Source organism: Sphingopyxis soli (assembly GCF_018682675.1).
In the GTDB taxonomy this organism is placed as follows: domain Bacteria; phylum Pseudomonadota; class Alphaproteobacteria; order Sphingomonadales; family Sphingomonadaceae; genus Sphingopyxis; species Sphingopyxis soli.
Genome location: NZ_JAFMTR010000080.1, coordinates 1 through 12,005, shown reverse-complemented (window position 1 = coordinate 12,005; position 12,005 = coordinate 1). Strand labels below are relative to the sequence as shown.

The window sequence follows — 12,005 nt, the reverse complement described above, 5'->3', positions numbered from 1 at the left end:
CGAGTTCAAGACTGCCGCCGCCAAGGTCGACGGCGATCCCGCGCGCGTCGGGGATCGCCGACAGCACGCCATAGCCCGCCGCTTCGGCCTCCTCTTCGCCCGACAGCAGACGGATATTCAGCCCCGCTTCGGCGGCCGCCGCAATGAACGCCGGACCGTTCGCCGCGTCGCGGACCGCGGCGGTCGCGACGCATTGCAGGTCGTTCACCTCCATATGCTTCGCGAGCAGGGCATAGCGGCGCAGCGCGACCAGGCCGCGCTCGGCATCCTCGGCGGCGATGCGGCCGTCGATCGACAGCCCGCGGCCAAGGCCGGCCGCGACCTTCTCGTTGAAGATCACCGCGGGCGCGCGGGCGGGGCCTTCATAGACGACGATGCGGACCGAGTTGGACCCGATGTCGATCACCGCGGAGCGGTGGATGGCCTGTCTGGAAGTGCGTGCCTGCCCCAAAACCGGTCACGCCTCGCGCATGGGAAAGTCGAGCGTCGGGACGTCATGACGCTTGTGAAGCGCCGTGCCGCGGCCCGAGAGCGACGGGTTGTTCATAAAATAATGATGCAGATTGAAGGGCTTGTCGCCGGGCGCCAACCGCCTGTACGTACCATCGGGCTGCAGCACCCAGCTCTGCTCGTTGTCGATCAGGTTCGCGACGAGCACCTGATCCAGTATCTGGTCGTGGACGGTCGGATTCTCGATCGGGATCATATATTCGACGCGGCGGTCGAAGTTTCTCGGCATCCAGTCGGCGCTGGAGATATAGAGCTTGGCGCCGCTATGCGGCAGGCGCGCGCCGTTCGCGAAAGCCCAGATGCGGCTATGTTCGAGGAAGCGGCCGACGATCGACTTGACCCGGATCGTTTCGGATAGCCCACGGACACCGGGACGCAGGCAACAGATGCCGCGCACGATCAGTTCGATCGGCACCCCGGCCGCGCTCGCCTCATAGAGCTTGTCGATGATGTCGGGGTCGACGAGGCTGTTCATCTTTGCCCACAGGCCCGACGGGCGCCCGTCTTTCGCCGCCGCGATTTCGGCATCGATCAGTTCGCTCAGGTGCGCGCGCATGTTGAGCGGCGACATCGTCACCATCTCCAGCCGTTCGGGCTCGACATAGCCGGTGATGTAATTGAACAGCTGCGCCGCATCGCGCCCCGCGCGCGGATCGGCGGTGAAGAAGCTCAAATCGGTGTAGATGCGCGCCGTAATCGGATGGTAATTGCCGGTGCCGAAGTGACAGTAGGTGCGATACCCCTGCCCTTCGCGGCGCACGACCATCGAGATTTTCGCGTGCGTCTTCCACTCGATGAAGCCGTACACGACCTGCACCCCGGCGCGTTCGAGCTGGTTCGCCCAGAGGAGATTCTGTTCCTCGTCGAAACGCGCCTTGAGCTCGACGACCGCCGTCACCGACTTGCCCGCCTCGGCCGCTTCGATCAGCGCGCGGATCACCGGCGACTGGTTGCCGGCGCGATAGAGCGTCTGCTTGATCGCGACGACGTCGGGATCGGCCGCGGCCTGGCGCAGGAAGGAGAGCACGACGTCGAAGCTCTCATAAGGATGGTGGACGAGAATGTCCTTGCTCCGGATCGCGGCGAAGCAATCGCCGCCATGTTCGCGGATGCGTTCGGGGAAACGCGCCGAATAGGCCGGGAATTTGAGGTCGGGGCGATCGACATCGACGAGTGCCGACAGCGCGGCGAGCCCGACGAAGCCGCCGATCTTGGCGACAATCGCCTCATGCCCCTGGATGTCGGCATTGAGGACGGCGGCGAGATCGGCCGGCATGTCGGCCTCGAGCTCGAGCAAGATCACGCGGCCGCGTCGGCGGCGGCGGATCGCGGTGCGGAACAGCCGCACCAGATCCTCGGCCTCTTCCTCGATTTCGATGTCGCTGTCGCGGATGATGCGAAAGACGCCGATCGCCCGGATCGAGAAGCCCGGAAAGACGAGGTCGCCGAAAATCTCGATCAGATATTCGATCGGCACAAAGCCGCCGGGCTCGCCCGGCACCGGCACAAAGCGCGCCAGCGAGGCCGGGATCATCACCAGTTCGCGCACCGTGTCGCCGGTCGCCTTGCGCTGGAGATCGAAGATCACGCCGACGCCGCGGTTCGGGATGAAAGGGAACGGGTGCGCGGGGTCGAGCACCTGCGGGGTGAGGATCGGGAAGATCTGGTCGAGGAAATATTGGCGGAGTGCGCGGCGCAGCTTCTCGACATCGGAGCCGGCGCCATGGACGACGATTCCCTGTTCGGCGAGCAGCCGGTGCAACTGCTGCCATTCGCTCTGCTGTTGATCGACGAGGCGGTTCACCTCGGCCTCGATCTCGGCGAGCTGCTGTCCCGGCGAGCGGCCGTCGGCCGATGGATCGTCGATCCCCTGGAGTTGCTGGCCCTTCAGGCCCGCGACGCGGACCATGAAGAATTCGTCGAGGTTGCTGCCCGAGATCGACAGGAAGCGGAGCCGTTCGAGCAGCGGATGCGCCGGATTGCGCGCCTCCTCCATCACCCGCCGGTTGAAGGCGAGCCACGAAAGCTCGCGATTGAAGAAACGCTCGGGGCCAAAACTCGGACCCGCCGTATCGGCGTCATTGTCCGCACGCAGAGGGCCGCCAGCTATCGACATGTATTTCCATCCTGTCGTTCGAGGAGATCGGGATCGATCAGCCCCTGTGACAGTAATGTTTCACGCGTAAGACGAACGCTAACGCCGCGTCCCTTTTCGAGCGACGCCGCATCGAGCGCAGCGACGACGCGATGGATCATGGCATAGCTGCGTTCCATCCGCGGCACGATATAGGAAGCGACCCCGGGCGCCAACGCCATGCCGCGCTGCGCGAACAGCGCCTCGATCAGGTCGCGCGCCAGGCAGTCGTCGGGCTCGCCGATGGCAAGCACCGGGACCGCGCGGAGCCGCGACGCGAGGTCGGGGAGCCTGATCCCCCATTCGCACGGCGGCGCATCGGCGATGATGAGCAGCGGCGTGTCCGACGCCTGCGCGGCATTCCACGCATGGAAAATCTCTTCCTCCGACACGCTGTCGTGCCCGTCGATCACGCGTCCGCCGGTTTCGCGCGCGAAGAGCCGCCCCATCAGGCTGCGCCCCGAACCGCGCGGGCCGGTCAGTACGGCGGTGCGCACCGGCCAGGTCGCGACATGGCGAAGGTAACGCACCGCATCGGCATTGCTCGCGCCGACGATCAGCGGACCGTCGTTCGAACCGCCGGCGCTCCAGTCGAGCGGCAGCGCGAATTGTCCCGGACGCGCCGACATCAGCGACTGATCCTGAGCTGGCCGCCGCCTTCCTGGACATTGAAACCGCGCGCCGCGAGCGCCGCCTTCAGCGCCGCCAGGTCGCCGCGGAAGGTCACCCGCATCACGGACATGCCGCCGAGCGCGAGGCTGGTCGTCGAGGCCGACTGGACGCCCGCGACGCCCGCGACCGCGCGTTCGGTCGCCGACACCGAATCGACGTCGGGCGAGTTGTACTGGACCGTGAAGCTCTGGATGCCCGCCGCTGGCGTCGCCGTCGTCGTGCTGCCGTCGGTTTCGATCGGCAAGGCCTCGTCGCCCGCCGTCTCCTCGGGCAGGTCTTCCTTTTCGACCGGCTTTTCGAGCACGAGGTAGGTGTCGGTGCGCAGCACGCCTTCGGCAAGCGCGTCGGTATAGATCGAATCCATCCGCGCCACCGCCTTCTGCATCATGTCGGGAAGCGCCGCGGGGCTCGGGCCGGTCATGGTGAAGGTGCCGATCAGCTTGTTGTCCGGGCCGAAGCGGGCCGCAAAATAGCCTTTGATCGGGCCGCCGGGATAGCTGTACTCGACCCGGGCGATCGGGATCAGCACGTCGGCGGCGCCATATTGGTCGAGGATCACGCGCCACCAGACGCGGCTGCGACGGCCGGTTTGCCCCGCATTGAGCAGCAGGGTATCGGCGCCGGTGCCCGCGGTGCGGACATAGTCGATCGCGCTTTGCCCGGTGTTATATTCGGCCCAGGCGCGCTGCCAGGCGCTGCGCTGTTCGAACACCTGCTGGATGCCGTCGACCGAATAGACGGGGATGACGAGGAGCGGCGGCGAGCGCAGCGTGCGGCCGCTGACGCCCAGGATCTGCCCTGCGCGCACGCGGTCGAACTGGACGCCGAGTTTCGCGACATAGCGGCGCGGACCGATCTGTTCCTCCTCGACGACGATTGCGGTGACGATGCCGTCGAGAACCGAATCGCCGAGCGCGGGTCCGTCCGAACCGTTGATCCGCTTGTAGAGCTGCGCCCAGCCCTTGCGCTGCGCCTCGCGCCAGCCCTTTTCACGGGCGTCGTCGGCATTGTCGCCGATGACGTCGACCGCGATCCCGCTCGCCAGAAAGTCGCCGCTGCTGTTGATCGGGGTGATGCCGCGGTCGCCGCGGCTGATCTGCCCCTCGACGATCCCCGCCAGCAGAATCGCACAGAACAGGCCGAAGAGCGCCGGCCAGCGCCAGTCACGCGGGGCGAGCGAGCGGAGCGAGAAGCCGGATGCGGTACGGGGGAAAGCGGCGGCAGTCATATCTTCTCTATGCTCTGCCCAAAAGCATGGGCGCGGACAAGGAAATCATGGCAATTGTCGGCCGGAAGCGTTAGGCGCGCTGGCCATGGATTCCAAGCAGAACAAACCCGCCAGCTACACTTATGCAGAGGCCGGCGTCTCGATCGAGACCGGCAATGCGCTGGTCCGCGCCATCGCCCCGCTCGCCCGGGCGACGCGCCGTCCCGGCGCCGACGCCGACCTTGGCGGGTTCGGCGGTTTCTTCGACCTCAAGGCCGCCGGGTTCACCGATCCTTTGCTCGTCGCGGCAAACGACGGGGTTGGCACCAAGCTCAAGCTCGCGATCGAATCGGGCAAGCACGACGGCGTCGGCATCGACCTTGTCGCCATGTGCGCCAACGACCTGATCGTGCAGGGCGCCGAGCCGCTGTTTTTCCTCGATTATTATGCCACGGGCAAACTCGACAACGCGGTCGCGACCGACGTCGTCGCGAGCATTGCCGAAGGGTGCAAGCAGGCGGGTTGCGCGCTGATCGGCGGCGAGACCGCAGAAATGCCGGGCATGTATTCGGACGGCGATTACGACCTCGCGGGTTTCTGCGTCGGCGCAGTCGAGCGCGACCAGGTGCTGACCGCCGACAAGGTCGCCGCCGGTGACGTCATCCTCGGCCTCGCGTCGTCGGGCGTCCATTCGAACGGCTTCTCGCTCGTGCGCCGCCTTGCAGCCGACAAGGGCTGGAAACTCGACCGCCCTGCCCTGTTCGACCAGACCGTGCTGCTGATCGACGCGCTGATGGCGCCGACGCGCATCTATGTGAAGAGCCTGCTCCCGCTGGTGAAGACGGGCAAGATCCACGCGCTGGCGCATATCACCGGCGGCGGGCTGCTCGAGAATATCCCGCGCATCCTCCCGAAAACGCTTCACGCGCATGTCGATGCCGACGCGTGGGCGCAGCCGCGGCTGATGGCCTTCCTGCAGGCGCAGGGCAATATCGAGCCCGAGGAAATGGCGCGCACCTTCAACTGCGGGATCGGCATGGCGGTTGTCGTCGCCGAGGGCGATCTCGCCGATGTGACGTTCGCCCTCGAAGCCGCGGGCGAAACGGTGTTCCGCATCGGTCACATCGCGGGAGGCGAGAAGGGCTGCACGGTCAGCGGCAGCGCCGAAACATGGAGCGCGATGGGCGCATGGAGCGCCACGCATAATGGGTAATATCCTCCCTGTTGCGCAGCAATGGGGAGGTGGCAGCCCCGCAGGGGCTGACGGAGGGGCGATCAGCGCAACGCCGCGGCCCCTCCACCACCGCTTCGCGGCGGTCCCCCTCCCCGTCGCTTCGCGACAGGGAGGATCAGCATGAAAGCCAAGGTCGCCGTCCTGATCTCCGGCGCCGGCACCAATATGGCGGCGCTGCTCTACGCCGCAAAGGCCGCCGACTGCCCCTATGAGCTGGTGCTCGTCGCCAGCAACAATCCCGATGCCCCGGGGCTCGCCATCGCCGCCGCCGAGGGCGTTCCGACGTGGAGCCTCAGCCACAAGGGCATGGCCCGCGAGGCGTTCGACGCGCTGGTCGATGCAGAACTCCGCAAAGCTGGCGCCGAATTCGTCGCGCTCGCGGGCTATATGCGCATCCTGAGCGACGCGTTCGTCCATCGCTGGGCGGGCAGGATGGTCAACATCCACCCAAGCCTGCTGCCCGAATATCCCGGATTGAACACCCACCAGCAGGCGATCGACGCAGGCGACGCGTTCGGTGGATGCAGCGTTCATATCGTGACGCCGGGCGTCGACGAGGGGCCGGTGCTGGCGCAGACGCCGGTCGCGATCGTGCCCGGCGATACCGCCGGCACGTTGGCCGAGCGGGTGCGCTTTGCCGAGCATCAGCTATATCCCGCCACTCTCGCCGCCTTCGTGGCGCGCGAACGCTCGCCCGACTATTTGCTCGGCCGCGTCCGCGAACTCGCGATGGCGCTGCCCGAGGCCGACGAGGTGACGTCGCACGGCATGCCCTGCTTCGACATCGTCAAGGGCAAGAAGTTTGCCTATTTCACGCAGGACCATCATGGCGACGGCAAGACCGCGCTGCTGGTCAAGATCAGCGGCGCCGACGAGCAGGCGCAGCTCATCGAGATGGACGAAGGCCGCTATTACCGCCCCGCCTATTTCGGCGACGGCTGGATCGGCATCCGCCTCGATTTGGGCGACACCGACTGGGATGCGATCGGCGAATGGCTGCGCAAGAGCTGGCTGGCGATCGCGCCGAAGAAGCTCGCCGGGCTGATGGGCGCGGCCGACGAATTCTGACGAAAAGGGCCGCCGGATCGCTCCGGCGGCCCTATCATTTCGCTCCACTTATTCGTCACCCTGAACTTGTTTCAGGTTCCATGGCCGGATCTTCGATCTCGCGCAGCGCTTGCCGCTTCGCCGGCCCATGGATGCTGAAACAAGTTCAGCATGACGAGAGAATGATGCTCAGCCGACAATCTCTTCGGGCTTGAAGAAGTAAGCGATTTCGATCGCGGCATTTTCTTCGCTGTCCGACCCGTGGACGGTGTTCGCCTCGATGCTCTCGGCCAGCTCCCTGCGGATCGTGCCGGGCTCGGCGTTGGCGGGGTTGGTCGCGCCCATTATGTCGCGGTTGCGCTGCATCGCGTTCTCGCCTTCGAGCACCTGCACGACGACGGGGCCAGAGGTCATGAATTCGACGAGTTCGCCAAAGAAGGGGCGATCCTTGTGGACCGCATAGAAGCCCTCGGCCTGTTCGCGGGTCATGTGGATGCGCTTCGACGCGACGACGCGCAGACCGGCGTCTTCCAGCATCTTGGTGACGGCGCCGGTGATGTTGCGGCGCGTCGCGTCGGGCTTGATGATCGAAAAGGTGCGGGTGACCGCCATGGGAAAGCTCCTGCGTTGGTATTTTCTGCGATGCGCGCGCCTCTAGCCGCGCTTTCGCCGGTTCGCAAGGACAGAGCGCCGGGGCTCTACGGCCCTTCGGACCAGCGCCCGCGCTCATCCTGCTTCCAGAAACGGTTGTCGACATCGTCGCGCGCCGCGAGCGTGCGCCAGGTCGCGCGCGCATCGTCGATGCGGCTGTTGTCGAAGAGCAGGAAGGTGCGCTCGAACGCCAGCGCCTCGTCGCGCCATTCGCCGTCGGCGAGCGCGATGTGGCTGGCGCCATTGGGCGGCGCGGCGTCGAGCGTGCCCGCGAGCAGGATCGGCTCGATCGCCTCGTCGGCCGATCCGGCATTGCCGTGCGGCAGGAAGCTCGCGGGTTGCAGCGTCCACAAGGCCTCGTCGATGGCCCGGCGCTGCATCGCCGGGGCGGCGACCACCAGCAGGCGGCCGCCATTCCCCAGGATTCGCGTCGCAATCGCCGGCAGCACCCGTTCGACGGGGTCGCGGGTCAGCCGGTAGAAGTCGACGCGGGGCATCAGCCCTCGTGGTTGTCGGCGATGTAACGGTCGAGCAGGCGGACGCCATAGCCCGTCGCGCCCTTGGCCCAGACCGGACCGTCCTTGTCGCCCCATGCCATACCCGCGATGTCGAGATGCGCCCAGGCGACGCCCTCGTTCACATAGCGCTTCAGGAACTGCGCGGCGGTGATCGATCCGCCTTCGCGCGGGCCGATATTCTTCATGTCGGCAATTGGGCTGTCGATCAGCTTGTCATAGGCGGGCGAGAGCGGGAAACGCCACAGCTTGTTGCCGCTTGCATCGCCCGCTTCGACCAGTTTCGCCGCCAGCTCGTCGTCGTTGGCGAACATCCCCGCATATTCGTGGCCGAGCGAGATCACCATCGCGCCGGTCAGCGTCGCGAGATCGACGACGACCTTCGGATTATAGGCTTTCTGCGCCCAGGTGATCGCGTCGCACAGGACCAGGCGCCCCTCGGCGTCGGTGTTGAGCACCTCGACCGTCTGGCCCGACATGGTGGTGACGACGTCGCCGGGGCGCATCGCATTGCCGTCGGGCATATTCTCGACAAGGCCCACGACGCCGACGACATTCGCCTTTGCCTTGCGGCCCGCGATCGCCTTCATCGCGCCCGCGACGGCGCCCGCGCCGCCCATGTCCCACTTCATCATGTCCATGCCCGGCCCGGGCTTCAGGCTGATGCCCCCGGTGTCGAAGGTGACGCCCTTGCCGATGAACACGACCGGGGCTTCGCCCGCCTCGCCGCCGTTCCAGCGCATCGCGAGCAGCCGCGGCGGGCGCGTCGAGCCCTGCGCGACGCCCAGCAGCGCGCCCATGCCCAGCGCCTTCATCTGGCGCTCGTCGAGCACTTCGAGTTCGACGCCGAGTTCGGCGAGATGCTGGCACCGTTCGACGAAGCTTTCGGGATAGAGGATGTTCGGCGGCTCGGCGACGAGCGTCTGGGTCAGCGCGACCCCGTCGGCAACCGCCGAATAGCTGCCCCAGCGCGCCGACAGGTCGCCCGCCGGCGAGGCGATCACGATCGTCTTGAGGCTGGGCTTCGCGGTATCCGAAAGCCGGGTGCGATAGGTGTCGAGCCGCCAGTTGCGCAGCCGTGCGCCCATCGCGAAGGCAAGCACGTCATCCTCGTCGCTCTGCCCCGCGCTCGCGAAATCGACGTGCACGGCCGTGACGCCGCTGGTCTGCAGCCGCGCGGTCAGCGCGGCGCCGCCGCGCTCGAGGTCGTGCGTGGTGCCGTCGCCGATCCCGACGAGCAGCAGGCGCCGCGCCTGATCGCCGTCGATCGCCGCGGTTTCGGCAATCGCACCCGCCGCACCTTCGAAGCGCGCCTGCGCCGCCGCGGCGCCGAGCAGCGCGCCGAGCTTTGCGGCCTCGCCCTTGCGGACAGGGAAAGCGACGACGTCGGCGGACGCATCGATTTGCGCGACAAACTGGATGTCCATGCGGTAACTTTCTTATGCGATGATTGATTGGAACGTGCCGGACCGATAGGGGTTTCGCTTGCGAGTTGCAAAAACAAAGCTGCCGGTCCAAGGCCGGGCAGCGACCATATAGGGTCTGGGACAAAGGGATTAAATGGGCTGGACTTTGTTCCATCGGGGGTCGCGCGCGCAATCGCTGTGGTTCGTCACGGCGAGCACGGCCGCGCTCATGGCATGCCCGGTGGCCGCGCAGCAGACGGTCGAAACGCCCCCGGTCGCCCAGCCCGACCTGCAGGACCGCACCGTCCCCGCCACCGCAGCCGACGCCCCGGCGCCCGCGACCGAGGACCAGATCGGCTTCGCCGCCGATGCGCTCAATTACGACAACGGGACCGACATTGTCGTCGCCGAGGGCAATGTCCAGATGAACCGCGACGCGATCGAGATGCGCGCGGACAAGGTGACGTGGAACCGCCAGACCGGCGAGGTCGTCGCCGAGGGCAATGTCGCGGTCAAGAATCCAGAGGGCGATACCGCCTATGGCGACCGCATCGTCCTGACCGACACGCTGCGCGATGGCGTCGTCGAGAATATGCTCGTCGTGCTCGACAACGGCTCGCGCCTCGCGGCGATGAAGGGCACGCGTTTCGACAACGGCAATATCGAGCTGGAGAACGCCGCCTACACCCCCTGCCCCGTCGAGGATGATTCGGGGTGCCCGAAAAATCCGAGCTGGCAGATCCGCGCCGTGCGCGTCACCTATGACCGTGCAAGGAACAAGGTGAAATACAAGGGCGCGCGCGTCGAGATTTTCGGCCTGCCGCTGATCCCGCTCCCCGGCCTCAGCCATCCGGCGAACCAGGAGGCGGGCAGCGGGCTGCTCGTTCCCGAAATCCGCCTCGACCGTACGAACGGGTTCGAGATCGCGGTTCCTTACTATCTCCGCCTCGCGCCCGACCGCGACCTGACGATCACCCCGCACATCTACACCAGCGCCGCGCCGATGCTGGAGGGCGAGTTCCGCGCGCTGACCGACGTCGGCTCGTTCCGCCTCAACGGCTTTGCAACGCACAGTGCGGCGGTTCCGGTCTCGGGGCCGACGACCGATCGCAACCGCCGGTTCCGCGGCTATTTCGAAAGCGCGGGCAAGTTCCAGTTCGATCCGCGGTGGAGCCTGTCCTTCTCGGGCCGCGTCACCACCGACCGCACCTTCATGCGCCGCTACGACATCAGCCGCGACGACCGGCTGCGCTCGACGTTCGAGCTCGAACGGATCGGCGGGCAGAGCTATCTCTCGATCGCCGGCTGGGCGACGCAGACGCTGCGCCGCAACGACAGCCAGGGGCAGCAGCCGGTCGCGCTGCCGATCATCGACTATCGCCAGCGCTTCGCCGACCCGCTGTTCGGCGGGCAGGTCGAGCTGCAGCTCAACACATTGGCGATCGGGCGCACGTCGGGGCAGGACACGCAGCGCGCCTTTGCGGGCGCGCGCTGGGATTTGCGCGGGCTCACCGGCCTTGGGCAGGAAGTCACCGTCACGGCGCTGGTGCGCGGCGACGTCTATCACAGCGACGAAAATCTGCTGACCGCGATCCCCGGTTATCGCGGCAAGTCGGGGTGGCAGGGCCGCGGCATCGCGGCGGTCGCTGCCGACATGCGTTGGCCCTTCGTCGGCGAGTTTGCGGGCGGGACGCAGACGCTGACCCCGCGCGTCCAGATCGTCGCGACGCCGCCGATCAAGAATCTCGACATTCCGAACGAGGATGCGCGCGCCTTCGACCTCGAGGACAGCAACCTGTTCGCGATCAACCGCTTCAACGGCTATGACCGGTTCGAGGACGGCGCGCGCATCACCTATGGCGTCGAGTGGAACTACAGCCGGCCGAGCTTCACGATCAACAGCATGATCGGGCAAAGCTATCGCCTGTCGGACAAGCCCAGCCTCTTCCCCGACGGCACCGGGCTCACCGACCGCACCTCAGACATCGTCGGGCGCACGACTATCGCGTACAGAAGCTTCCTGCGGCTCACGCACCGCTTCCGTCTCGACAAGGACAATCTGGCGATCCGCCGCAACGAATTCGACGCGACGATCGGCGGCCGGTCGACCTATGCCGTGCTCGGCTATTCGCGGCTCAACCGCGACATATTGCTGCTCGGCGAGGATCTGCAGGACCGCGAGGAAGCGCGCGTCGGCGGCCGCGTCGGCTTCGCGAAAAACTGGTCGGTGTTCGGATCGGCGATCATCGACCTCACCAGCCGCAGCGACGACCCGCTGGCGCAGGCCGACGGCTTCGAACCGATCCGCCACCGCCTCGGCATCGCCTATGACGACGACTGCCTGTCGATCGCCCTCACCTGGCGCCGCGATTACATCGACACCGGCGACGCGAAACGCGGCAACAGCTTCTCGTTCCGGATCGCATTCCGGAATCTGGGGTTCTGAGCGTCGGGCAGCCGGCGCTGGCTATGATTTGAGTCGATCTGGATCGAATCGCGGGAATCGACCGGAAGCTGACATATCCTGCATCGTCTCTTTCATCGTCACCCTGAACTTGTTTCAGCATCCATGGTCTGCCGTTTCCTTCGGCGCGGCGCCGGATGCAAGGCCCGGCCATGGATGCTGAAA

The 12,005-nt window shown here is 66.5% G+C and carries 10 protein-coding genes; 3 read left to right on the top strand and 7 right to left on the bottom strand.

The window, feature by feature from the left end:
• The 4 genes from J1N50_RS12930 to J1N50_RS12915 form a co-directional block, all read right to left on the bottom strand.
• Nucleotides 1–451: Ppx/GppA phosphatase family protein (locus J1N50_RS12930; RefSeq protein WP_485113826.1), on the bottom strand; the 451-nt coding region annotated here is incomplete at its 3' end.
• Between the two features lie 6 nt (nucleotides 452–457).
• A complete protein-coding gene (locus tag J1N50_RS12925; RefSeq protein WP_246553471.1) occupies nucleotides 458–2,626 on the bottom strand; it encodes an RNA degradosome polyphosphate kinase in 2,169 nt (722 codons plus the stop codon).
• On the bottom strand, nucleotides 2,617–3,273 hold the full coding sequence (locus J1N50_RS12920; RefSeq protein WP_215354117.1) for an HdaA/DnaA family protein: 657 nt from the start codon (nucleotides 3,271–3,273) through the stop codon (nucleotides 2,617–2,619). The genes J1N50_RS12925 and J1N50_RS12920 overlap by 10 nt, the downstream gene beginning before the upstream one ends.
• Nucleotides 3,273–4,544, bottom strand: a complete 1,272-nt coding sequence (locus tag J1N50_RS12915) for a heavy-metal-associated domain-containing protein (RefSeq protein WP_215354114.1) — start codon at nucleotides 4,542–4,544, stop codon at nucleotides 3,273–3,275. The genes J1N50_RS12920 and J1N50_RS12915 overlap by 1 nt, the downstream gene beginning before the upstream one ends.
• A gap of 85 nt (nucleotides 4,545–4,629) precedes the next feature.
• On the opposite strand from J1N50_RS12915, the gene purM reads away from it, so the two are divergent.
• Both purM and purN read left to right on the top strand, forming a co-directional pair.
• Complete coding sequence (gene purM, locus J1N50_RS12910) at nucleotides 4,630–5,736, top strand: phosphoribosylformylglycinamidine cyclo-ligase (protein ID WP_215354112.1); 1,107 nt, start codon at nucleotides 4,630–4,632, stop codon at nucleotides 5,734–5,736.
• Between the two features lie 141 nt (nucleotides 5,737–5,877).
• Complete coding sequence (purN, locus tag J1N50_RS12905; protein WP_215354109.1) at nucleotides 5,878–6,825, top strand: phosphoribosylglycinamide formyltransferase; 948 nt, start codon at nucleotides 5,878–5,880, stop codon at nucleotides 6,823–6,825.
• 168 nt (nucleotides 6,826–6,993) lie between these two features.
• Here the strand turns inward: purN and ndk are convergent, their stop codons facing one another.
• From ndk to J1N50_RS12890, 3 genes are all read right to left on the bottom strand, one after another.
• On the bottom strand, nucleotides 6,994–7,416 hold the full coding sequence (gene ndk, locus J1N50_RS12900) for a nucleoside-diphosphate kinase (protein WP_215354107.1): 423 nt from the start codon (nucleotides 7,414–7,416) through the stop codon (nucleotides 6,994–6,996).
• A gap of 86 nt (nucleotides 7,417–7,502) precedes the next feature.
• Nucleotides 7,503–7,952 carry a DNA polymerase III subunit chi gene (locus J1N50_RS12895; RefSeq protein WP_215354105.1) on the bottom strand — a complete coding sequence of 150 codons (450 nt, stop codon included), beginning with the start codon at nucleotides 7,950–7,952 and terminating at the stop codon, nucleotides 7,503–7,505.
• Entirely contained in the window at nucleotides 7,952–9,397 is a 1,446-nt protein-coding gene (locus J1N50_RS12890) for a leucyl aminopeptidase (protein ID WP_215354102.1), read from the bottom strand. The genes J1N50_RS12895 and J1N50_RS12890 overlap by 1 nt, the downstream gene beginning before the upstream one ends.
• Before the next feature lie 208 nt (nucleotides 9,398–9,605).
• Here J1N50_RS12890 and J1N50_RS12885 point away from each other — a divergent pair, with 208 nt between their 5' ends.
• Nucleotides 9,606–11,822 (top strand): LPS-assembly protein LptD, encoded by a 2,217-nt coding sequence (locus J1N50_RS12885; protein WP_425516943.1) that lies wholly within the window; start codon nucleotides 9,606–9,608, stop codon nucleotides 11,820–11,822.
• Nucleotides 11,823–12,005 lie beyond the last annotated feature (183 nt).

Coding starts and splice junctions, on each gene's coding strand:
- J1N50_RS12925 (WP_246553471.1), bottom strand. CDS start 2,626: ATGTCGATAGCTGGCGGCCCTCTGCGTGCGGACAATGACGCCGATACG.
- J1N50_RS12920 (WP_215354117.1), bottom strand. CDS start 3,273: ATGTCGGCGCGTCCGGGACAATTCGCGCTGCCGCTCGACTGGAGCGCC.
- J1N50_RS12915 (WP_215354114.1), bottom strand. CDS start 4,544: ATGACTGCCGCCGCTTTCCCCCGTACCGCATCCGGCTTCTCGCTCCGC.
- purM (WP_215354112.1), top strand. CDS start 4,630: ATGGATTCCAAGCAGAACAAACCCGCCAGCTACACTTATGCAGAGGCC.
- purN (WP_215354109.1), top strand. CDS start 5,878: ATGAAAGCCAAGGTCGCCGTCCTGATCTCCGGCGCCGGCACCAATATG.
- ndk (WP_215354107.1), bottom strand. CDS start 7,416: ATGGCGGTCACCCGCACCTTTTCGATCATCAAGCCCGACGCGACGCGC.
- J1N50_RS12895 (WP_215354105.1), bottom strand. CDS start 7,952: ATGCCCCGCGTCGACTTCTACCGGCTGACCCGCGACCCCGTCGAACGG.
- J1N50_RS12890 (WP_215354102.1), bottom strand. CDS start 9,397: ATGGACATCCAGTTTGTCGCGCAAATCGATGCGTCCGCCGACGTCGTC.
- J1N50_RS12885 (WP_425516943.1), top strand. CDS start 9,606: ATGGCATGCCCGGTGGCCGCGCAGCAGACGGTCGAAACGCCCCCGGTC.